The following is a 21760-nucleotide window of genomic DNA, read 5'->3' on the forward strand; positions in this document are numbered from 1 at the left end:
GCGGGAACGTTTTCGGCCTGGTTGGATGTTGACCCTGGTACGACAGCTCGTCGAGCTAGAGAAGAGGCGACGTGACTACTGTTCTGACACCTGGCCAGCGCCGCGGCGACCGCGGCGAGCTCCTCGCCGGGCGGGGCCGCGGCGAGCTCGTCGAGATGCCGCTCGTAGAACCCGGTGTCCAGCCGCCCGGCGGCGAAGTCGGGGTGCTCCAACGACCGTACGAGCAGATCCCGGTTGGTGACGGTCCCGTGCACCCGGGCGGTGCGCAGGGCGTGGGCGAGCCGGCGCACGGCCTGCTCCCGGGTGGGCGCCCAGGCGATCACCTTGGCGATCATGGCGTCGTAGTGCACGCCGACGGCGTCGCCCGCCTCGTAGCCGGTGTCGACGCGCACCCAGGGGGCAGGGACCGGGCCCCCCGGGCGCGCGTCGGCCGGCGCGAGGCGCAGCTGGTGCAGCGGACCCGTCTGGGGCGTCCAGTCGCTCGCCGGGTCCTCCGCGTACAGCCGCGCCTCCACCGCGTGGCCGCTCGGCGCCGGGGGCTCGGGCGGGAGCGGCGCGCCTTCGGCGACCTGGAGCTGGAGCGCCACCAGGTCCAGGCCGAACACCGCCTCGGTGACGGGGTGCTCCACCTGGAGGCGGGTGTTCATCTCCAGGAAGTGGGGCGTGTCGCCGACGACGAGGAACTCCACCGTGCCTGCTCCCCGGTAGTCCGTCGCGCGCGCCGCCCGCACCGCCGTCTCGTGCAGCTCGGCGACGAGCCCGGCGGGCAGGCCCGGCGCCGGGGACTCCTCGATCACCTTCTGGTGGCGGCGCTGGAGCGAGCAGTCGCGGGTGCCCAGCGTCCACACCGTGCCGTGCGCGTCCGCCAGGATCTGGACCTCCACATGGCGCCCGCGCTCCAGGTACGGCTCCAGGAAGACCTCGCCGTCCCCGAACGCCGACGCCGCCTCGGCGCGGGCCGCGGCCAGCTGCCCGGCCAGCTCGGACAGGGTGCGCACCACCCGCATGCCCCGTCCCCCGCCGCCCGCCGCCGCCTTCACCAGCACGGGCAGGTCGGCCTCGGTCACCTCGGTCAGGGGCGCGACGCCCATCAGCTCCTTGGCCCGCGTCTTGGACGCCATGGCCTCGATCGCCGCCGGGGGCGGCCCGATCCAGACCAGGCCCGCGTCCGTCACCGCCCGCGCGAAGTCCGCGTTCTCCGACAGGAAGCCGTAGCCGGGGTGCACCGCGTCCGCGCCCGCCGCCAGCGCGGCCTTCACGATCAGGTCGCCGCGCAGATAGGTGTCCGCCGGGGTCGAGCCCGGCAGCCGTACGGCCGTGTCCGCCTGCCGTACGTGCAGCGCGGAGGCGTCCGCGTCGGAGTGCACCGCGACGGTCGCGACGCCGAGCTCACGGCAGGTGCGGAAGACCCTGCACGCGATCTCCCCGCGGTTCGCGACCAGAACAGAGCGAATCATCTGTGCCTCACATCCTGAAGACGCCGAAGCCGCCGCGCGCGCCTTCGACCGGGGCCGTGTGGATCGCGGACAGGCACAGGCCGAGGACCGTGCGGGTGTCGCGGGGGTCGATGACGCCGTCGTCGTACAGCCGCCCGGACAGGAACATCGGCAGCGACTCGGCCTCGATCTGCTGCTCCACCATCGCCCGCAGTCCGGCGTCGGCCTCGTCGTCGTACGGCTGGCCCTTCGCGGCCGCCGAGGCGCGCGCGACGATCGAGAGCACCCCGGCCAGCTGCTGCGGGCCCATCACCGCCGACTTGCTGCTCGGCCAGGCGAAGAGGAAGCGCGGGTCGTACGCCCGGCCGCACATGCCGTAGTGCCCGGCGCCGTAGCTCGCGCCCATCAGCACCGACAGGTGCGGCACCCGCGAGTTGGACACCGCGTTGATCATCATCGCGCCGTGCTTGATGATGCCGCCCTGCTCGTACTCCTTGCCGACCATGTAGCCGGTGGTGTTGTGCAGGAAGAGCAGCGGAACGTCGCGCTGGTTGGCGAGCTGAATGAACTGCGCCGCCTTCTGGGACTCGGCCGAGAACAGCACGCCCTGGGCGTTGGCCAGGACGCCGACCGGATAGCCGTGCAGCTCGGCCCAGCCCGTCACCAGGCTCGGCCCGTACAGCGGCTTGAACTCGTCGAAGTCCGAGCCGTCCACGATCCGTGCGATCACCTCGCGCGGGTCGAAGGGCGTCTTCAGATCGCCGGGGACGATGCCGAGCAGCTCCTCCTCGTCGTACTTCGGCGGCGCGGCGGGGGCCGGGTCCCGGTGCGCCTTGCGCCAGTTGAGCCGGGCCACCACGCGCCGCGCCTGGCGCAGCGCGTCGCTCTCGTCGAGCGCGAAGTAGTCCGCGAGCCCCGAGGTGCGCGCGTGCATCTCCGCGCCGCCGAGCGACTCGTCGTCGCTCTCCTCGCCGGTCGCCATCTTCACCAGCGGCGGTCCGCCGAGGAAGACCTTCGACCGCTCCTTGATCATGACGGTGTGGTCGGACATGCCGGGGACGTACGCCCCGCCCGCCGTCGAGTTGCCGAAGACGACCGCGACGGTGGGGATGCCGGCCGCCGACAGCCGCGTCAGATCCCGGAACAGCGCCCCGCCGGGGATGAAGATCTCCTTCTGGGACGGCAGGTCGGCGCCGCCGGACTCGACCAGCGAGATGCACGGCAGCCGGTTGGCGTAGGCGATCTCGTTGGCGCGCAGCGCCTTCTTCAGCGTCCACGGGTTGGACGCCCCGCCCCGCACCGTCGGGTCGTTGGCCGTGATCAGGCACTCCACGCCCTCGACCGTCCCGATCCCGGTGACCATGGACGCGCCCACCGGGTAGTCGCTGCCCCACGCGGCGAGCGGCGACAGCTCGAGGAAGGGCGTGTCGGGATCGACGAGCAGCTCGACGCGCTCGCGGGCGGTCAGCTTTCCGCGCCCCCGGTGCCGGGCGACGTACTTCTCGCCGCCGCCCGCGAGGGCCCCCGCGTGCGCGGCGTCCAGCTCGGCGAGCTTGGCGAGCATGGCCTCGCGGTGGGCCGCGTACTCCGGCCCTGCGGGGTCGAGCGACGAGGCGAGGACGGTCACAGCAGTACCTCCGGGATGTCGACATACCTCGAACGCAGCCACTCCCCCAGCGCCTTGGCCTGCGGGTCGAAGCGGGCCTGCGCGGCGACGCCTTCGCCGAGGATCTCCTCGACGGTGAAGTTCAGGGCCCGCAGATTGGGCAGGACGTGCCGTACGACGCTGAGCCCCGCGGTCTCCGGCAGCAGCTCGCGGAACCGGTCCACGGTCAGCTCGTGGGCGAGCCAGCTCCAGGCCTCCTCGGACCTGGCCCAGACGCCGACGTTGGCGTCGCCGCCCTTGTCGCCGCTGCGGGCGCCGGCGACCAGCCCGAGCGGCGCGGCCCGCGTCGGCCCCGCGGGCGGCGCCGCGGGCAGCCGGACCGCCTCGGCCGCCTGGGCCGCCTGGTTGAGGGCCTCGACCGCCCGCGTGCGGACGGGGTGCGGCTGCACGACCCGCTGCCCGTCGGGCAGCACGGCGGTGTGCGTCACCTCGGCCGCGTCGACGTACCGCGCCTCGAACACCCCGTAAGGCGCGCCCTTTCCGGGCGGGGCGGTCACATGGAAGCCCGGGTAGCTGCCGAGCGCCAGCTCGATCGCCGCGCCGCTCACCGCGCGCCCGACCTTCTCGGGGTCGCCGTCGCGCACGACGAGCCGCAGATAGGCGCTGGCGCGCTCCTCGGTGTCGCCGTCGACGTGGTCGGTGCGGGCCAGCTCCCAGCGCACCTCGGCGGGGCGGGACGCGCCGAGGGCGTCGTCCAGCTGGTCCTGGACGAGGCGGGCCTTGGCCTCGATGTCGAGTCCGGTCAGCACGAACACGATCTCGTTGCGCCAGCCGCCGACGCGGTTGAGGCCGACCTTGAGGGCGGGCGGCGGCGCCTCGCCGCGCACGCCGTCGATGCGGACCCGGTCGGGTCCGTCCTGCGTCAGCCGTACGGTGTCGAGGCGGGCGGTGACGTCGGGTCCCGCGTAGCGCGCGCCTCCCGTCTCGTACAGGAGCTGGGCGGTGACCGTGCCGACGTCGACGAGGCCGCCGGTTCCGTCGTGCTTGGTGACGACGGACGTTCCGTCGGCGTGGACCTCGGCGAGGGGGAAGCCGGGGCGGCGCACGTCGTGGCCGCCGAAGAAGGAGTAGTTGCCGCCGGTGGCCTGGGTTCCGCACTCCAGGACGTGCCCGGCGACGACCGCGCCGGCCAGCTTGTCGTACTCCGTGGGAGCCCAGCCGAAGTGGGCCATGGCGGGTCCGGTGACCAGGGCGGCGTCGGTGACGCGGCCGGTGACCACGATGTCCGCGCCGGCGCTCAGACAGGCGGCGATCCCGGCGCCGCCGAGGTAGGCGTTGGCGGTCAGCGCGCCCGGGAAGCGCTCGGCGAGGTCGTCGCCCTCGACGTGGGCGACCTTGACGGGGACGCCGACGCGGCCGGCGAGCTCGCGCACGGCGGCGGCGAGGCCCGCCGGGTTGAGGCCGCCCGCGTTGGCGACGATCTTCACGCCGCGCTCGTGGGCGAGGCCGAGGTTCTCCTCCAGCTGCCGCAGAAAGGTCTTTGCGTAGCCGAGGCTGGGGTCCTTGAGGCGGTCGCGGCCGAGGATCAGCATGGTCAGCTCGGCGAGGTAGTCGCCGGTCAGCACGTCCACCGGCCCGTCGGTCAGCATCTCCCGCACCGCCTCGAAGCGGTCGCCGTAGAAGCCGGAGGCGTTCGCGATGCGGAGCACGGCTCACGCCTCCTTGGGCTCGCGGCCGGGGCCGGCCGGTCCCGCGAAGGCCTGGGCGATGTCCAGCCAGCGGTCGGCGTCGGGGCCCTCGGCGCGCACGGCGAGGTCGGCGCGGTGCGCGCGCTGGGTCACCAGCAGGCAGAAGTCATGGGCGGGGCCGCTCACCCGCTGGGCCGCGTCCTTGGGCCCGTCCGCCCACAGCTCGCCGTCGGGCGCGGTCAGCTCGACGCGGAAGGGCTCGGCGGGCGGGGTGAGGCCGTGGACCGAGAAGGCGTAGTCGCGGGCCCGGACGCCGATGCGGACGATGTGCCGCAGCCGCGCGGTCGGGGCGCGTACGGCGCCGAGGGCGTCGGCGACGTCCTGGCCGTGCGCCCAGGTCTCCATCAGCCGGGCGCTGGCCATCGAAGCGGCGCTCATGGGCGGGCCGTACCAGGGGAAGCGCGTCCCCGGCGGAGCCTCGCGCAGGGCCTGCTGGAGTCGCTCGCGGCCCTCGCGCCAGCGGGCCAGCAGCTCGGCGGGAGGCAGGGCCGCGCCGGCCTCCGCGCCGTCGTCGACGAAGCCGTGCGGCGAGGCGAGGGCCTTGTCGATCTCGGCGGCGAAGGCGCCGGCGTCGGTGACGGCGAGCAGCGACCCGGCGTCGGTCCAGGCCAGATGGGCGATCTGGTGGGCGATGCTCCACCCTGGCGCCGGGGTGGGCGCCGACCAGCCGGCTGGCTTCAGCTCCCCTACCAGCTGGTCGAGTTCATCGCTTTCGCTGCGCAGGTCGTCGAGTACGGCGACGAGGACGGCGGCCGGGTCGGACACGGTTCGCTCCCTTGGGACACGACGTTGTGTGCCGAGGAGCATGGCAGCGCCCAGTGAAACAAGCAAGCATGCTTGCTTTGATTTCTACGCCTTCCTGGCGGCCTGTGTCCGGACCGCGCCCACGCTCGCCCCGATGACCAGCCCGATCGCCAACGCGTCGGTCAGGGAAAGGGCTTGATGCAGCACGAGGAACCCGGCCGTCGCCGCGAGGGCCGGCTCCAGGCTCATCATCACGGCGAAGGTCGCCGCGGGCAGCCGGCGCAGGGCGAGCAGCTCCAGCGTGTACGGGAGGACCGACGACATCACCGCGACGGCCAGCCCCAGACCGATCGTGGACGGCACCAGCAGCTTCGACCCCGCCTCGGCGATCCCGAGCGGCAGGCTGAGCAGGGCCCCGACGCCCATCGCCAGCGCCAGCCCGTCGGCCTGCGGGAAGCGCCGTCCGGTACGGGCGCTGAACACGATGTACCCGGCCCACATCGCGCCCGCCGAGAGCGCGAAGAGCGCGCCGACCGGGTCGAGCCGGTCGAAGCCGCCGCCGCTGAGCAGGACGACGCCGCCCAGGGCGAGACCGGCCCACACGAGGTTCACCAGCCGCCGCGAGGCGATCACGGAGAGGGTGAGCGGGCCGAGGACCTCGAGGGTGACGGCCGCGCCGAGGGGGATGCGGTCGGCGGCCTGGTAGAAGAGCACGTTCATCGCGGCCATGACCGTGCCGAAGGCGACGACGGTCCCCCAGTCGGCGCGCGAGTGCCCGCGCAGCCGGGGCCGGCACACCACGAGCAGGACGAGGGCCGCGAGGACCAGCCGGAGGGCGACGACGCCGAGCGGGCCGGTGCGGGGCATGAGCAGGACGGCGATCGAGGCGCCGAACTGGACGGACAGCGCGCCGGCGACGACGAGCGAGACCGGCCCGAGAGAGCGCCGGCCGCCGCCCGGGGCGTGCGCGCCCTCCAGAGCGGCGGCGGCCTCCGGCTCAGGGGCGACCGTCGTACGCACCTCGTCCACCGAAAGCCTCCCTGGCCGATCCCTCTTGGTCCGTCTTGGTCCGTCCCTCCACGCTACGGACCCGTCCGTCATCCGTGAAATACGTTTCTCGCTGCGGTTATGCTCCAGACGCATGAGCATCGAGCTGCGCCACCTCCGCTGCTTCCTGGCCATCGCCGAGGAGTCGAGCGTGACCCGGGCGGCCGCGCGGCTGCATCTGGCGCAGCCGACCGTCTCGCGGGCGCTCGCCGCGCTGGAGACCCGCCTCGGCGCCCGGCTGGTCGACCGCTCGACCCACCACCTGGAGCTCACCGAGGCGGGGAGGGCCTTCCTCGACAAGGCGGCGGCCGCGGTCGCCGCGTTCGACGACGCCGTGACCCCGAGCGCCCTGCGCGGCCGGCCGCTGCGGCTCGGCCACGCCTGGTCCGCCCTCGGCCCGTACACCACGCCGCTGCTGCGCCGCTGGCAGCAGGAGCACCCGGAGACCCCGCTGGAACTGCTGCGCATCGACGACCGCACGGCGGGCCTGGCCCGCGGCGAGGTCGACGCGGCGGTCCTGCGGGGGGCGGTGGACACGTCCGGCCTGGTGACCGAGCTGCTGTTCACCGAGCCCCGCGTCGCGGCGGTCACCTCGGACGGCCCCCTGGCCGCGCGCCCCTCGGTGACCCTGGCGGACCTGGCACGGGAGACGGTGGTCCTGAACCGCGTCTCCGGCCTGACGGCGCTGGACCTCTGGCCCGCCGGCGCCCGCCCGGCCGCGACGCTCACGGTCGCCAACACCGACGACTGGCTCACCGCGATCGCGGCGGGCCGGGCGGTCGGCGCGTCGGTGGCCTCCACGGCGGAGTTCCACCCGCACCCGGGCGTCGTCTACCTCCCCCTGTCGGACGCCCCCGAGGTCCCCGTCCTCCTGGCCTGGCGCCCGACGACCCCCCATCCGTCGCTGCGCCGACTGGCGGCGCTGGCACGGGAGGTGGCCGCGCAGGACGCCGGGGGCTGAGCGGGCATGCGGCCCCCGTCGCCGCGAGGGCGAGAGGGCAGCCAGAGGTCCCCGTGATCGGGACGTCCCCGTGTTAGGGAGGACCCATGAATCGCGACGACCTGATCTGGTTCCTCCGCAGGCACAGACTCGCCGTGCAGTCCTCCGTCAGCCCCGCCGGGGCGCCGCAGGCCGCGGTCGTCGGGTACGCGGTCAGCGACGAGCTGGAGATCGTCTTCGACACCGTCGAGACGACCCGTAAGTACGAGAACCTGCGCGCCGACCCCCGTATCGCCCTCGTCGTCGGCTGGGACGACGCGATCACCGCCCAGATCGAGGGCGTCGCCGACTTCCCCGCCGGGTCCGAGCTCGAACGCCTCCAGGCGTGCTACTTCCTGGCCTACCCGGACGGCCGGGACCGGCTCTCCTGGCCCGGCATCACGCATGTACGGGTGCGGCCCGGCTGGGTGCGGTACAGCGACTTCACGCAGGATCCGCCGCGGATCGAGGAGCTCGCGCTCTAGTACGCCCTCGGCCCGGGCCGCCGGCTGTCGTCAGTCCTCCAGCCCCTCCGCCAGGACCTCCGCGAGGTGGCGGGCGCGGCGGCCGTCCAGGTGTTCCAGTTGCGTGCGGCACGAGAAGCCGTCCGCCAGCAGCTCCGCCTGCCGGCCCGCCGTGCGCACCGACGGCAGGAGCTGGTCCTCCGCGCAGGCGACCGAGACCTCGTAGTGGCCCTTCTCGAAGCCGAAGTTGCCCGCCAGGCCGCAGCAGCCGCTGCTCAGCTCCCCTGTCAGCCCGGCCCGTTCGCGCAGCCGCCGGTCGGCCTCCTCGCCCAGGACCGCGTGCTGGTGGCAGTGCGTCTGGCCCGCGACGGCGCGGTCGAGGCGCGGCGGGACCCAGTCCGGGGCGCACTCCTCCAGCGCCTGGGCGAACGTCCGTACCGACGCGGCCAGCCGGGCCGCCCGCGGATCGTCGGTCAGCAGCTCCGGCAGGTCCGTCTTCAGCGCCGCCGCGCAGCTCGGCTCCAGGACGACGACCGGGGCGCCCAGGTCGAGCAGCGGCTCCACGGTGTCCAGGGTGTGCCGCATCACCGCGCGGGCGCGGTCGAGCTGGCCCGTGGAGACGTACGTCAGGCCGCAGCAGACCCGGCCCGGCGGGAGGACGATCCCCAGGCCCGCCGACTCCATCACCCGTACCGCCGCCCGGCCCACGGACGGGGAGAGATGGTCGGTGAAGGTGTCCGGCCACAGCACCGCCGTGCGGCCCTCGGCGAGGACCTCCGCACGGCCGCTCATATGCCCGCGCAGCCAGCGCCGGAACGTCTCGGGCGCGAGCGCGGGCAGCGGGCGCTCGGGCGCGATGCCCGCCAGGCGCTTGGCCAGCGCGGCGAGCGGGCGCACCCGGGCCGCCGCGTTGACCGCCCGGGCGAAGGGCGCCGCGGCGCGCAGCCACTGCGGCAGCCGGCCCATCGCGTAGTGCGCGGCCGGCCGGACCCGGCCGGCGTAGTGGTGGTGCAGGAACTCCGCCTTGTACGCGGCCATGTCGACGCCCACCGGGCAGTCGCTGCGGCAGCCCTTGCAGGACAGGCACAGGTCCAGGGCGTCCCGGACCTCCGTGGAGCGCCAGCCGTCGCGTACGACCTCTCCCGCGAGCATCTCGTGCAGCAGCCGCGCCCGGCCGCGCGTGGAGTGGGCCTCCTCGCCCGTCGCCCGGAACGAGGGGCACATCACCCCCGCAGACCCGGCGGGGTTGCGGCACTTGGCGACGCCCACGCACCGCCGCACCGCGCTCGCGAAGTCCCCGCCGTCGTGCGGGAAGCCGAACGCCGTCTCGACGGGGACGCGCGGCAGGACGGCGAAGCGCAGATCGGAGTCGAGCCGGTTCGGACGGGCCAGCATCCCCGGGTTCATGCCGCCCGCCGGGTCCCACAGATCCTTGAACCGGCCGAAGAGCGCGACCAGTTCGTCCCCGTACATCCTCGGCAGCAGCTCCGCGCGCGCCTGGCCGTCGCCGTGCTCGCCCGACAGCGAGCCGCCGTGGGCGACGACGAGGTCCGCCGTCTCCTCGGAGAACCGCCGGAACCGTCGTACGCCCTCCTCGCTCATCAGGTCGAAGTCGATCCGGACGTGGATGCAGCCGTCGCCGAAGTGGCCGTACGGCGTGCCGCGCAGGCCGTGCTCGGCGAGCAGCGCGCGGAAGTCCCGCAGATACGCCCCGAGCCGCTCCGGCGGCACCGCGCAGTCCTCCCACCCCGGCCAGGCCTCCCCGCCGTCGGGGGTCCGGGTCGCCGTGCCTGCCGCGTCCTCCCGCACCCGCCACAGCGCGCGCATCCCGGCCGGGTCGTCCACCACCGTCCCGTCCAGCGCGTCGGCCGCCCGTACGATCCCCGCCGCGCGCGTCCGGGCCTCGGCCGCCGTGTCGCCGCCCGTCTCGACGAAGAGCCAGGCGCCGCCGCGGGGCAGCCCGCGCGGGTCCGGGACCAGGTCCGCGGCCATGCCCTCGACGGTCAGCGGGCCGTACGGCAGCAGTCCGGCCGCCGCCTGGGCCGCCGCGCTCTCGTCCGGGTAGCCGAGGACGGCGAGCGCCCGGGCGTGCGGCGCGTCCACCAGGCGTACGACCGCCTCCGTCGCCACCCCCAGGGTGCCCTCGCTGCCGCAGAAGGCGCGGGCGAGGTCGACGCCCTTCTCGGGGAGCAGGGCGTCCAGCGCGTAGCCGGAGATCCTGCGCGGCAGGCCGTCGGGGTAGCCGGTGCGCAGAAGCGCCAGATGGCGCTCGACCAGCTCGCGCAGGCCGGCGGGAGCGCCGCCGACGCCGTCCTGCCAGCCCTGGCCGAGCGCGAGCTCGTCCCCTCCGTACGTCAGCACCGACAGCCGCCGTACGTTGTCGGCCGTCGTCCCCCACGCCACCGAGTGCGCCCCGCAGGAGTTGTTGCCGATCATCCCGCCGAGCGTGCAGCGGCTGTGCGTGGAGGGGTCGGGGCCGAACGTCAGCCCGTGGGCGCGCACGGCGTCGCGCAGCGTGTCGAGGACGACGCCCGGCTGCACCACGGCCGTGCGCGCCTGGGCGTCCACGTCGACCACGGCGTTCATATGGCGGGTGAAGTCCAGGACCACCCCGACGCCCGTGGCCTGCCCCGCGATGGAGGTCCCCGCGCCGCGGGGCACCACCGGCGTCCCGTGGCGGCGGCACACCTCCAGCGCGGCGGCCACGTCCTCGGCGTCGCGCGGCGCGACGACGCCGACCGGGACCCGCCGATAGTTGGACGCGTCCATGGTCATCAGGGCCCGGGCGGCGGCCGAGAAGTCCACCTCGCCGCGTACCGCCCGCGCCAGCGCCTGTGCCAGCCCCGCCGTCTCCTGCTGCTCAGCCATGTCTCTCAGGATGCCCCCGCCGCTCGCGCCACACCGGCAGGAAACATGTCACTTGCACACGATGCGCCGTCCCTCTCGTGGGAAAGGCCACAAGTCCTTACCAAAGTGATCGCCAACTCTCCTATAGTGACGACCACTTGATCAGGAACTCACGGCTCCAGTTACGCCCCCGTCACCCCCGGAAGGCAACACTCGATGACCGTCACCGACGAGAACCGATGACCCGATGACGACCCGCCTCACCCGGGCGGCAGCCCCGGCGCAGACCCACCCCGCGCTCGCCGGGTCGACCGTCAACGCCCTGAAGATCGTCGTCGTGGGCGGATTCGGCGTCGGAAAGACGACGATGATCCGCTCCGTCAGCGAGATCCGCCCCCTTCACACGGAAGAGGTGATCAGCCGCGCGGGCCGCGATCTGGACGCCGCATCGGCGGTCCAGGACAAGGCGGTGCAGGACAAGAACGCCACGACCGTCGCCTTCGACTTCGGCCGGATCACGCTCGACGAGCGCAGCGTGCTGTACCTCTTCGGCGCGCCGGGCCAGGGGCGCTTCTGGTTCCTGTGGGAGCGGCTGCTGTCGGGCACGCTCGGCGCGGTCGTGCTCGTCGACACCCGCAGCCTCGACGCCTCCTGGTACGCGATCGACCGTCTGGAGCGCCAGGGCACGCCCTTCATCGTCGCCGTCAACGACTTCGGCGGCCCCCTCCACAGCGAGGACCGCATCCGCGAGGCGCTGGCGCTGGGGCCGGACGTGCCGCTGGTCGAGTTCGACGCCCGGGACCACTCGTCCAGCAAGTTCGTGCTGATCGCCCTGATCGAGCATCTGCACACGCTGTCCCTGCGCGAGGAGGGCGCGGCGGAGGCGGATCGGGACCGGGCGCCGGACCAGGCACCCGACCAAGCGACGGACCGGGCGCCGGACCAGGCGACGGACCGGGCCGCAGAAGGGTGAGCACCGGAGGCTGAGCCGCCCAAGGCTGAGCCGCAGCTCACAGCGGATTCGTCGTCTCATCGGGCGGACCGCGTATCCGCCGCGCCCTCGGACCCGATACGCTCCGGCTCGTGGCTGAGATCCAGATTCCCGCTGACATCAAGCCCGCCGACGGCCGTTTCGGCGCGGGCCCCTCCAAGGTGCGAACGGAGGCGCTGGACGCCCTGGCCGCTACCGGCACGTCCCTCCTCGGCACGTCCCACCGCCAGGCCCCGGTGAAGAACCTGGTCGGCGCGGTGCGCGACGGCGTACGCGACCTCTTCCAGCTCCCCGAGGGCTACGAGGTGATCCTGGGCAACGGCGGCTCGACCGCGTTCTGGGACGTCGCGACGCACGGACTGATCGAGAACAAGTCCCAGCACCTGTCGTTCGGCGAGTTCTCCTCCAAGTTCGCGAAGGCCGCCAAGCTCGCGCCGTGGCTCGCGGAGCCCACGGTCATCGCCTCCGACCCGGGCACCCACCCGGAGCCGGCGGCCGAGGCCGGCGTCGACGTCTACGCCTTCACGCACAACGAGACCTCCACCGGCGTCGCGGCCCCGATCAAGCGGGTGGCGGGCGCGGACGAGGGCTCGCTGGTGCTCGTCGACGCGACGTCCGGCGCGGGCGGCCTGCCCGTCGACATCGCCGAGACCGACGTCTACTACTTCGCCCCGCAGAAGTCCTTCGCCTCCGACGGCGGCCTGTGGATCGGCGTCTTCTCCCCGGCCGCGCTGGAGCGCGCCGAGCGGATCCACGCGTCGGGCCGGCACGTGCCGGAGTTCTTCAGCCTGCCGACGGCGATCGACAACTCGCGCAAGAACCAGACGTACAACACCCCTGCGCTGTCCACGCTCTTCCTGCTGAACGAGCAGCTGAAGTGGCTGAACGGCCAGGGCGGCCTGGACTGGTCGGTCCGCCGCACCGCCGAGTCGTCGCAGACGCTGTACGGATGGGCCGAGGCGTCGAAACTCGCGGACCCGTTCGTCGCGGACCCGGCCAAGCGCTCGCAGGTCATCGGCACGATCGACTTCGTGGACGAGGTCGATGCGGCCGCGATCGCCAAGGCGCTGCGCGCGAACGGCATCGTGGACACCGAGCCGTACCGCAAGCTGGGCCGCAACCAGCTGCGCGTGGCGATGTTCCCGGCGATCGACCCGTCGGACGTCGAGGCGCTGACGGCCTGCATCGACTACGTGATCGAGAAGCTGTAGCAGCCGTTCGCGGTTGTACGTGGGTGGGGCCCGGGCACGGCAGGCGTGCCCGGGCCCTGACGCGTCACCTGAACAGAGCCCGATGGGGCCGCCGACTACGGCAGCCACCGCATCCACACCCCAGGCGAGCAGGCCACCCTCCCCGACTCCATTGGCGCGAAGGTCACCCTCGACGTGGAGGAGCTGCTCAAGGCCGGGGCCCGCAGGCCCCGGCCCGAAGCGTGAACAGCCCCCTCAGCGACTGAGCCGCTGGAACCTCCGTACCGCCAGCGGCAGGAACAGCGCCGTCAGCACCACCGGCCAGACGACCGCCATCAGGACCGCGTTCTCCTGGATCCAGCTGCCGTCGCTCGCCACCGGGTTGCCGAACAGCTCGCGCGTCGCCGACGCCGTCGACGAGATCGGGTTCCACGCGGCGACCGCCCCCAGCCAGTCGGGCATCGTGGAGGGCGGAACGAAGACGCTGGAGATCATCGTCAGCGGGAACGCCACGGCGTACAGGCCGCCCGCCGCCTCCGGGCTCGGGACCAGGAGGCCGATCCAGACGCCCGCCCAGATCATGAAGAACCGCAGCAGGAGCAGCAGCCCGAACGCGCCCAGCGTGCCGAAGAAGCCGCCGTCCGAGCGCCAGCCCATCGCGAACGCCGTCCCCGCGAGGATCGTCAGCTCCGCGCAGGCGACGATCAGGTCGTTGGCCCCGCGTCCGGCGACCACCGCCGACGGCGCCATCGGCATCGAGCGGAAGCGGTCGACGACGCCCTTCGAGGAGTCGTTCACCACCATGATGGCCGTGTTCATGAAGCCGAAGGCCATCGTCATCACGAACATGCCCGGCAACAGGAAGTCGCGGTAGTCGCCGCCGTCCGGCGACTGCATCGCCCCGCCGAACACATAGCCGTACAGCAGCACCGAGACGATCGGGAAGCCCAGCTGCCAGGCGATGAGGGAGGGCTGGCGCTGGTAGTGGGTGAGCCCGCGGCGCACCACGTTCCAGCTGTCCACGACCGCCCAGTAGAGCCGCCGCTCGGGGCCCTCCTCCGGTGTCGCGCCGACGCCGCTCATGCCGCTCGCTCCGCCGCTCATGCCGCCGCTCCTTCCATCGCGTCCGTACGGTGTCCGGTCAGGCGCAGGAACACGTCGTCCAGACTGGGCCTGCGCAGCCCGATGTCCTCGACCGCGATCCCCTGGTCCTGAAGGCTCCTCGCCACCTCGGTCAGCGCCGCCACCCGGTCGGCGACCACCGCGTGCACCCGGCGCTCCTGCCCGTCGGTCTCCGGCTCGCCGACCGACACCCGCGCGACCGTCTTGACCGCGGCGGCCAGGTCCGCCTCCTCGCCGACGACCACCTCGATACGGTCGCCGCCGACGCGGTTCTTCAGGCCGTCGGGGGTGTCGTCCGCGATGGCCCGGCCCCTGTCGATGACCGTGATGTGCGAGGCGAGCTGGTCGGCCTCCTCCAAGTACTGCGTGGTCAGCAGGACCGTCGTGCCGCCCGCCACCAACTCCCGCACCGCCGACCACACTTCGCCCCGGCCGCGCGGGTCGAGGCCGGTCGTCGGCTCGTCCAGGAAGAGCACCTCGGGAGCGAGGATCATCGACGACGCCAGGTCCAGCCGTCTGCGCATGCCGCCGCTGTACCCTCCGACGCCGTCGTCCGCCGCCTCCACCAGGTCGAACCGCTCCAGCAGCTCGCCGGCGCGCCGCGCGGCCCCCTTGCCGCCCAGATGGAAGAGCCGGCCGAACATCTCCAGGTTCTGACGCCCGGTCAAGAGCTGGTCCACCGCGGCGTACTGCCCGGTGAGCCCGATCCTGCGGCGCACGCGGCGCGGGTCGCGGGCCACGTCGGCGCCGGCCACCTCGGCCCGTCCGCCGTCGAACCGCAGCAGCGTGGCGAGCACGCGCACCGCCGTGGTCTTCCCCGCGCCGTTCGGCCCGAGCAGGCCGTGCACGGTCCCCCTGCGCACGGCGAGGTCGAAGCCGTCGAGGGCCCTCTTCTCGCCGTACCTCTTCTCGATCGCCTCCGCCAGCACCGCGTATGCGCTCATGAGCCCCTCCTCGAGTCGGACGTACGACGCGACCCACCAAACTGAGTACGGTGTACCCGGAGGAGAGTACACCGTACCCAATTTCTGTCCAGAGCATTAGGCTGACCCCATGACGACGACCGAAACGGGCGGCAGCGGCGACGTCTCGCGCAGCCTGGAACTCCTCTGGGGCACCGGCGAGCGCCCCTCCCGCGGGCCCAAGCCCGGACTCACGCTGGACCGGATCGTCACGGCGGCGGTCGAGGTCGCGGACGCGGAGGGCCTGGCCGCCGTGTCGATGCGCCGCCTCTCGACCGAGCTCGGCGTCGGCACGATGTCGCTGTACCGGTACGTCCCGGGCAAGGCGGAGCTGCTCGACCTGATGCTCGACCGCGTCCAGGGCGCGCCCCTCGACGCCGCGAGCCACGCCCCCGAGGGCGACTGGCCCGCGGCCGTGGAGCAGCTGGCCCGCGCCCACCTGGAGCTCTTCCGGTCCCACGCCTGGCTGCTCAACGTCAACCAGACGCGCACGGTCCTCGGCCCCAGCAGCGTGCGGGGGCTGGACGTCGCCCTCACCGCGCTTCAGGGGATGGGGCTCAGCGACCCCGAGCTGATCGCGGTGATCATCACCGTGCAGAGCCACGTCTACGGCATCGCGCGCCTGGAGATCCAGGCCGCGGAGGCGGTCAAGGAGACGGGGCTGACCGACGACGAGTTCTGGGGCCAGCAGCAGCCGTTCCTGGAGAGGGCGATGCTCAGCGGGGAGTACCCGATGGTGGCGGCGCTGTCGGAGGACGCGTTCGGCGCGTTCGACACCTTCGGGTTCGGGCTGCGGCGGCTGATCGCGGGGTTCGAGGCGCTGGTGAAGGAGCGCGCGGAGGGGGGCGGGGGGTGAGGTGAGGGGGCGGGGCGTGAGGGGGCGCGCCCCCTCAGCCTCAGGCCCCCTCAGGTCAGGGGCGTGCCCTGCCGCCTCAGGTCAGGGCGCGCCCCGCGCCTCAGCCGCGTCGGAAGAGCCGCTTCAGGCCCAGCACGAGGGCCGCGCCGCCCGCCAGGACGATCAAGGCGAACGTGAGCTTGTCGTTCCCGCCGTCCCCGGCGGCGTCCGCCGAACTCCCGCCGCTGGACGGCGACTTACCGGAGTCGGAGTCGGACCCGCGTCCGCCGCCCGACGCCGAGTCGTCGCCGAGGGGGACCCGCTCCACATCGCTCTGCTCCCCCTCCGAGCCGAACATCAGCGCCGCGCCGTCCGCCGTGTACGTCACGGACTCGGCCTGGCCCTGGAGCGGCGCGCGCACCCGGTGGTCCGTCCCCAGCTTGCCGTTCTTCCACTCATAGCCGCGGGCGCTGAAGTACGAGCGCAGCAGCAGCTCCTTGCCGTCCGGCGAGAAGGCCCCGTCGGTCACCCAGGGCACCTCCCCGACCCGGCGGAAGACGTTCGTGCCGGAGGCGGTCAGGGTCACGGGCCCCTCGTACAGGCCGCCGCCGTCCTCGTTCTTCGAGGCGATGTAGACCCGGCCCGTCTTGGGGTGGACCATCAGCGCCTCGGCGTTGCGCGCGCCGTCCGCGTACTTCACCGTGAACTGCGCCGCGCGCACGGTCTGGTCCTTCAGCGTCTTCGGCTCGGGGAAGCGGTAGATCCAGACGTGGTCCCAGCTGCCGTCGAGGTTGTCGCCGATGTCGCCGACGTAGACGCTCCCGTCCGGGCCGACCGAGATCGCCTCCATGTCGCGCGGTGTGCCGACGCCGCTCAGGGTGATCGTCGCGACGGTCTCGCCGGTCTTGGAGTCGACGGCGAAGACGCGCGGCTGGTCCTGGTCGTTGTGCGTCCAGTACACCCCTGGGTGCGCCCGGCTCGCGGCGAGCCCGCTGGACTCCTTCACCCTCGGGTCCTTGATCGTGAAACCGGAGTCTTCGTCGGCGACGGCGGGCCCGGCGGCGAGCGCCACGACGGCGGCGACGGCAGAGGTCCCGAGGACGTACGGAAGCGAACGCATGGCTCCAGCCTGCCACCTCGCGCGCCGGGCCCTTCGCCCAGACCCCTGCCCGGCCCCTCGGCCAGACCCCTGCCCGGGCGCCACCTCCACCGCACCCGGCGCCCCTCGCCCAGACGGCCCGGCCCCCCGCCCGGCCCGTGTCCAGCCTCACATCGCCGACCAGCCGCGTGATCGGCCATGATTGCGCCCATGCGTTTTATGTTCGTCGGCGACTCCATGACCATCGGACGTGCCGGCGACTACACCTGGCGCTTCCGTATGTGGCAGCACCTCAGCGCCTCGTTCAGCGGCCCGTACGAGATCGTCGGCCCGCGCTCGGAGCTGTACGACGCCGGGTCGGACTCCGCGCTCTCCACCGCGTACGCCGACCCGACCTTCCCCGCGCCCGCCCGCCGCCATCTGGCCGGCTGGGGCGAGGGGTGGCTGCACATGGCGCCCGTCATCCGCGAGACGGTCGCCGCGGAGAGGGTCGACGTCCTGCTCGTCTCGCTCGGCCTGATAGACCTCGGCTTCTACACGGACAGCGCCCAGACCGCCGTCAACGTACGGCAGTTCGTCGTCGAGGCCCGCGCCGCGAACCCGCGGGTGCGGATGGTGCTGCTGCCGGTCATACCGAACGTGCGGGCCCGCACCGACGCTCCCTTCGCCGCCGAGTGCGACCGCTTCAACGAACTGCTCGCGAAGGCCGTCGCCGACCTGGACACGGCGGCCTCGCCGGTCCTGCTGGCCTCGGCCCCGGCGGCGTACGACATCGACCACGACACATACGACGGGACGCACCCCGGCCCGACCGGCGAGCACAAGCTGGCGGCCGCGTTCGCGGAGGCGATGCACCAGGCGTGGGACCTGGGCACGCCGTACGAGCTGCCGGCGTCTCCGGCGGCGGCCAGCGTCAGTTGAGCCAGGCTCAGGAGGAGTAGAGCGGCTCAGGAGGAGTGGCGAGCACCCCTCCTGAGCTGAGTCCATCCGCCCTCTAGAAGACGAAGGGGCCGGGGGACTGCGCGGAGGTGGCGGTGCAGTTCGCCGTGATGCCGAAGACGACGACCTTGAGCGACTTCGCCTCCAGCGAGTCGCCGACGGCGACGGTTCCGGTGAGCGGCCCGGTGGACACGGGCCCGCCGGCCGGGATGGCGGGGTTGGACCTGCCGGTGAAGGTGGCGGTGTCGGTCCCGTTCTTGGTCAGGGTGAGGGTCGAGGCGACGGAGTTCGCTCCGACGCTGATCGGCGAGGTGATGGCGGACGTGGAGAGGCTGATGGTGGCGGCGGTCCCGTCCTGCGTGGCGTTCAGGGTCGCCGAGCCGGAGCCGAAGAATCCGCAGTTGAAGGAGAGGGTGGCGGTGTCGGGAGTCACCGCGCCTGCGCCGGTGGCGGTCCCGAGCACGGCGCCGACGGCCATGACGCCGACGCCCAGTAAGGATCCGAAGGAGAGTCTGCCGTGCCTCATGGGGGGTCCCGCTTTCATGTGGGGTGTACGGGATGGCTCATGTGGGGGTGCGGGGTGCGGGGTGCGCCGGGTGCGGGCAGCGACACTCGCATTGCGGCATGTACACCTCAAGAAAGCAAGGGCTGTCGCCATACGCCCGACACCGCACCGGCGAATTCCAGCCACACGGTGATTCATTCCATCTCGCCCCGTTATACCCCTTTCCCCGGCCTGACCCCATGACCGCACGCCGAAGGCGATCGGCTAACGTCGGGAGGCCAACAAAGCACGGGGGAGCACGACATGGCAGAGACACCTGGCAAGGTTCTGGACATCAAGACCGCTGACATCAAGGCGTCAGCCCCTGGTTTCCATACCCAGAGCGAGGCGCTCCGCACAGCGGCGGTCACTTTGAAGCAGGAGCTGGACGCTCTCGGCGCCCCGTGGGGCGGCGAGGAGGAGGTCGCGAAGTTCCGGGACGCCTATGGCAAGAACCTCGAGAACATGGAGAACTCCGCCGCGATCTTGGTGCAAGGTCTGGCCAGTATCCATGTTGCGCTGACGGACATGGCTGATGGTCACATCGACAACGAGAAGTTGATCAGAGCGATGTTCAGTAAGGCGGACCGCAAGGACGCCCGCTGATGGGCGCCTTCGAGGAAGCCAAGGAATGGCTCGTCGAATCGATGGGCATGTGGTGGCCGGACGGCGACGAGGCCAAGCTGCGCAAGGCGGCCACGGCGTGGCGGAACTACGCGGACGCCGTCAAGAACGTGCGTATAGCCACGAACACCAACGCCACCACCCTCATCCACAACAACAAGGGTGAGGCCATCGAGGCCTTCGACGAGTTCTGGCGTCGATACAGCAACGGCGAGAAGGGGTGGCTCCAGGACCTTGAGGGCTCCGCCCGGCAGATGGCGCAGGCGCTGGAAGACCTCGCGGACGACATCGAGGACGTCAAGGACAAGATCGACACCCAGTTGGCGATCTCAGCCGGCGTCATCGTGGCCGGCATCGGCCTCGCCTTCTTCACCGCCGGTCTGGCGGCCGGCGCGGCGGCCACGGCTGCGGCCACCATCGTCGAGTTCGCCGCGGGCATGGGCGTGGTCATCAGCACGACAGCAGCACGAATAGCCGCCACAGCCCTGGTCGGCGCCGTCTTCGGCGGTGTCGAGTCGGTGACCGTCGATCTCGCGGTCGCCCAGCCCCTCCAGATCGCGACCGGGAATCAGGACGGCTACAGCCTCGAGCTCGCAAGCCAGGCCGCGACGAACGGCATGATCTTCGGCGGCGCCTTCGGCGCAGGCTTCGGAGGGGCCCAGTCCGTCGTCGAGGCCGGCGGACTCCGGACGCTCCTCAACGACGTGCCCTTCTACCTCCGTCCGCCCGCAGCGGGGCCGGGACCGGCGGCGGTTCCAGGCCTGTCAGCCGCCGACGACCCCAACGCGCTGCGATTGATCCGTCAGGACGACGACTTCGGCGCCACGCACAACCCGTTCGGACTCCGGAAGTCCAGATACGACTCCGAAGTCGGTCTGATTCCGGCCAACCCGGACGGCGATATCACTCCGCTCCAGCATGTCCGCGGCGGCCAGGTGCCCCAGCACAAGGAGAACAGCCAGTTCACCTCCTTCGCGCCTGCCGACGGCACGGGCAAGGTCTACGGGAAGGAAGAGCTTCGCGTCGACTACCAGAGGCTCCAGGACGACATCGCCGCCGGTAAGGTCAAGGACGTGGACGTCTGGCCTGCTGAACGCGTACAGCAGTCCATCCAGGACGAGATCGACCTGGTGGCGGGGAAGCACGTCGACGTACCGACCTCTCTGACCCCGACCAGCCCGAGAGAGGACATCACCGCGGTGTCCGACGATCTCGGCCTGAGCAAGGGCAAGACCAAGAAGGTCGCCGACCGCATCATGGCTCTCCTGAACACCCGCCGCGACGGCGAGTGGCTGATCAGCGGAACCATCCCCAAGGACTACATCCACGGCCCGTACTCGACCTCCGGGCAGTGAGCGAGAAGATCATGAGTGAGAGCACCTCCCCCTGGACGCCCAGCTCCGCGCTGACGGCGTTGCTGTACACGGATTTCGACGGCGAGCCCGCGGATCCGGACGACGTGATCGCGGACGCCCTCGACGGGGGGTACACCGAGCGCACCGATGGACTGCGCGGCATCCTGCAGGATGCCGCGGCTGACCCCGTCGAACGGTTTCTGGCCTGCTGCGCCCTCGCCACCTGGGCTGACCCCGTCGGCTACCAGGCCGTCCTCGAAGCCTGCGCCGCGGGCGAGAGGGCTGTCTGGCTCGGCGCCTCGTACGACCGCTTCCACGGCGTGGACGACACATTCGGGCAGCTCGCTCACTGCGTGGGCGGCAGCAGCGAGATGGCAGCGGAACGGGGCACGGCCGACGAACGGCTGCGTGCGGCGAAGGCCCTGCTCAACCTGGTCGACCAGCACCAGTTCGGCCGCTCGCTCCAGTGGCTCCTGAGCGACGAGATCGTCGCCGTCCACACCAAGGGCATCGCGGCCGTCGCCGAACGCGGGATGGATCGGATCGCCTCCGCCGAGACGATCGGCTTCGATCTCGGCCTGCAGATCGCCATGCTCATCGTCTCTCTCGGCGATGCGGACGAATCCACCGGCACATCGATGGCACGACGGCTGATCGCCGCCCAGCCCGGTGAGCGCGCGCTCGTGGAATTGACGGATCTCGTGGCCCGCGGATCAGGAGAGCAGTCACTCTCCCTGGCAGCGGAGTTGACGGCGGCCGCGAACACGCAGCGCATGGAGCAGGCCCTGAGCGAGGCGCGTGACAGGAGACTCGACCGCGAGAGGCTGCGTGAACGCTTCCCCCATGTGCACCACCTCCTGCGCGGCTACTTCCATCTGAGCTTCGTCGCCGGCTCGCTGTCCCACGCGGAGGCTGTCGACTCCTACCTCACCCTGACCCCGAAGGAAGAACTCCGAAAGACCGCCGAGGAATTGTCCAGCCTCGTGACGGAGATGGACTCGCGTACGCGACTGGCGCGGGCTGTGCGCAGTCTCGGTCTGTCGGCAGCCACACCGAGGGGCGTTTCGCTCAGCCAATGGCTCACCGATGTGGCGGCCATCATCCGGCAGCACCAGAAGATCTGACCCAGTTCGCGCACGGGCAGCCGACAGGCGCCCACCAGCGCCGGGAGACGTCTGCCCCCGCTGCTCGTGCCGGTTCAGCCGACACGAGCAGCGGAGGCAGCGAG

Annotated in this window: 19 protein-coding genes and 1 pseudogene; 10 read left to right on the forward strand and 10 right to left on the reverse strand. The window is 72.4% G+C overall.

Features of this window, described 5'->3' with window-relative positions; genetic code table 11:
* The 5 genes from AB0M39_RS25095 to AB0M39_RS25115 form a co-directional block, all read right to left on the reverse strand.
* Positions 1-1457: biotin carboxylase N-terminal domain-containing protein (locus AB0M39_RS25095; RefSeq protein WP_365368048.1), on the reverse strand; the 1457-nt coding region annotated here is incomplete at its 3' end.
* Positions 1458-1464: 7 nt separating this feature from the next.
* Positions 1465-3063 carry a carboxyl transferase domain-containing protein gene (locus AB0M39_RS25100; RefSeq protein WP_365368050.1) on the reverse strand — a complete coding sequence of 533 codons (1599 nt, stop codon included), beginning with the start codon at positions 3061-3063 and terminating at the stop codon, positions 1465-1467.
* Positions 3060-4751 (reverse strand): acyclic terpene utilization AtuA family protein, encoded by a 1692-nt coding sequence (locus AB0M39_RS25105; RefSeq protein ID WP_365368052.1) that lies wholly within the window; start codon positions 4749-4751, stop codon positions 3060-3062. Before AB0M39_RS25105 ends, AB0M39_RS25100 begins: the two co-directional genes overlap by 4 nt.
* Before the next feature lie 3 nt (positions 4752-4754).
* Complete coding sequence (locus AB0M39_RS25110; protein ID WP_365368054.1) at positions 4755-5555, reverse strand: TIGR03084 family metal-binding protein; 801 nt, start codon at positions 5553-5555, stop codon at positions 4755-4757.
* Positions 5556-5639: 84 nt separating this feature from the next.
* The gene (locus AB0M39_RS25115; protein ID WP_365368155.1) at positions 5640-6512 is read right to left on the reverse strand and encodes an EamA family transporter; all 873 of its coding nucleotides are present in this window, start codon (positions 6510-6512) and stop codon (positions 5640-5642) included.
* A 163-nt stretch (positions 6513-6675) separates the two neighbouring features.
* Between AB0M39_RS25115 and AB0M39_RS25120 the strand changes: the two genes are divergently transcribed.
* Positions 6676-7542, forward strand: coding sequence for a LysR family transcriptional regulator (locus AB0M39_RS25120; RefSeq protein WP_365368056.1), 867 nt, complete (start codon positions 6676-6678; stop codon positions 7540-7542).
* A gap of 86 nt (positions 7543-7628) precedes the next feature.
* Positions 7629-8045 carry a pyridoxamine 5'-phosphate oxidase family protein gene (locus AB0M39_RS25125; RefSeq protein WP_365368058.1) on the forward strand — a complete coding sequence of 139 codons (417 nt, stop codon included), beginning with the start codon at positions 7629-7631 and terminating at the stop codon, positions 8043-8045.
* Positions 8046-8075: 30 nt separating this feature from the next.
* On the opposite strand, the gene AB0M39_RS25130 is transcribed toward AB0M39_RS25125, so the two are convergent.
* Positions 8076-10892, reverse strand: coding sequence for an FAD-binding and (Fe-S)-binding domain-containing protein (locus AB0M39_RS25130; protein WP_365368060.1), 2817 nt, complete (start codon positions 10890-10892; stop codon positions 8076-8078).
* Between the two features lie 226 nt (positions 10893-11118).
* Between AB0M39_RS25130 and AB0M39_RS25135 the strand changes: the two genes are divergently transcribed.
* From AB0M39_RS25135 to AB0M39_RS25145, 3 genes and pseudogenes are all read left to right on the forward strand, one after another.
* Positions 11119-11844, forward strand: a complete 726-nt coding sequence (locus tag AB0M39_RS25135; protein ID WP_365368062.1) for an ATP/GTP-binding protein — start codon at positions 11119-11121, stop codon at positions 11842-11844.
* Positions 11845-11954: 110 nt separating this feature from the next.
* Positions 11955-13073 carry a phosphoserine transaminase gene (serC, locus tag AB0M39_RS25140; RefSeq protein ID WP_365368064.1) on the forward strand — a complete coding sequence of 373 codons (1119 nt, stop codon included), beginning with the start codon at positions 11955-11957 and terminating at the stop codon, positions 13071-13073.
* Positions 13074-13145: 72 nt separating this feature from the next.
* Positions 13146-13298, forward strand: a pseudogene (locus AB0M39_RS25145) (Uma2 family endonuclease); the annotation flags it as partial.
* Between the two features lie 9 nt (positions 13299-13307).
* Here AB0M39_RS25145 and AB0M39_RS25150 read toward each other — a convergent pair.
* The gene (locus AB0M39_RS25150; RefSeq protein WP_365368157.1) at positions 13308-14135 is read right to left on the reverse strand and encodes an ABC transporter permease; all 828 of its coding nucleotides are present in this window, start codon (positions 14133-14135) and stop codon (positions 13308-13310) included.
* 17 nt (positions 14136-14152) lie between these two features.
* Complete coding sequence (locus AB0M39_RS25155) at positions 14153-15118, reverse strand: ATP-binding cassette domain-containing protein (RefSeq protein WP_365368066.1); 966 nt, start codon at positions 15116-15118, stop codon at positions 14153-14155.
* Positions 15119-15227: 109 nt separating this feature from the next.
* On the opposite strand from AB0M39_RS25155, the gene AB0M39_RS25160 reads away from it, so the two are divergent.
* A complete protein-coding gene (locus AB0M39_RS25160; protein ID WP_365368069.1) occupies positions 15228-15992 on the forward strand; it encodes a TetR/AcrR family transcriptional regulator in 765 nt (254 codons plus the stop codon).
* Positions 15993-16092: 100 nt separating this feature from the next.
* Here AB0M39_RS25160 and AB0M39_RS25165 read toward each other — a convergent pair whose 3' ends face one another.
* Positions 16093-17091 carry a WD40 repeat domain-containing protein gene (locus AB0M39_RS25165; protein ID WP_365368071.1) on the reverse strand — a complete coding sequence of 333 codons (999 nt, stop codon included), beginning with the start codon at positions 17089-17091 and terminating at the stop codon, positions 16093-16095.
* A gap of 189 nt (positions 17092-17280) precedes the next feature.
* Between AB0M39_RS25165 and AB0M39_RS25170 the strand changes: the two genes are divergently transcribed.
* Positions 17281-17991: a GDSL-type esterase/lipase family protein gene (locus AB0M39_RS25170; protein WP_365368073.1), complete on the forward strand. Its 711-nt coding sequence runs from the start codon at positions 17281-17283 to the stop codon at positions 17989-17991.
* Positions 17992-18064: 73 nt separating this feature from the next.
* Here the strand turns inward: AB0M39_RS25170 and AB0M39_RS25175 are convergent, their stop codons facing one another.
* On the reverse strand, positions 18065-18535 hold the full coding sequence (locus tag AB0M39_RS25175; RefSeq protein ID WP_365368075.1) for a hypothetical protein: 471 nt from the start codon (positions 18533-18535) through the stop codon (positions 18065-18067).
* Positions 18536-18817: 282 nt separating this feature from the next.
* Between AB0M39_RS25175 and AB0M39_RS25180 the strand changes: the two genes are divergently transcribed.
* Genes AB0M39_RS25180 through AB0M39_RS25190 form a run of 3 tightly spaced genes read left to right on the forward strand, consistent with a single transcriptional unit; the run spans position 18818 to position 21656 of the window.
* Positions 18818-19159 carry a hypothetical protein gene (locus tag AB0M39_RS25180; protein ID WP_365368079.1) on the forward strand — a complete coding sequence of 114 codons (342 nt, stop codon included), beginning with the start codon at positions 18818-18820 and terminating at the stop codon, positions 19157-19159.
* Positions 19159-20532: a hypothetical protein gene (locus tag AB0M39_RS25185; RefSeq protein WP_365368081.1), complete on the forward strand. Its 1374-nt coding sequence runs from the start codon at positions 19159-19161 to the stop codon at positions 20530-20532. Before AB0M39_RS25180 ends, AB0M39_RS25185 begins: the two co-directional genes overlap by 1 nt.
* Positions 20533-20543: 11 nt before the next feature.
* A complete protein-coding gene (locus AB0M39_RS25190; protein WP_365368083.1) occupies positions 20544-21656 on the forward strand; it encodes a contact-dependent growth inhibition system immunity protein in 1113 nt (370 codons plus the stop codon).
* Positions 21657-21760 lie beyond the last annotated feature (104 nt).

It is taken from the genome of Streptomyces sp. NPDC051907, assembly GCF_040681075.1.
Taxonomy (GTDB): Bacteria; Actinomycetota; Actinomycetes; order Streptomycetales; family Streptomycetaceae; genus Streptomyces.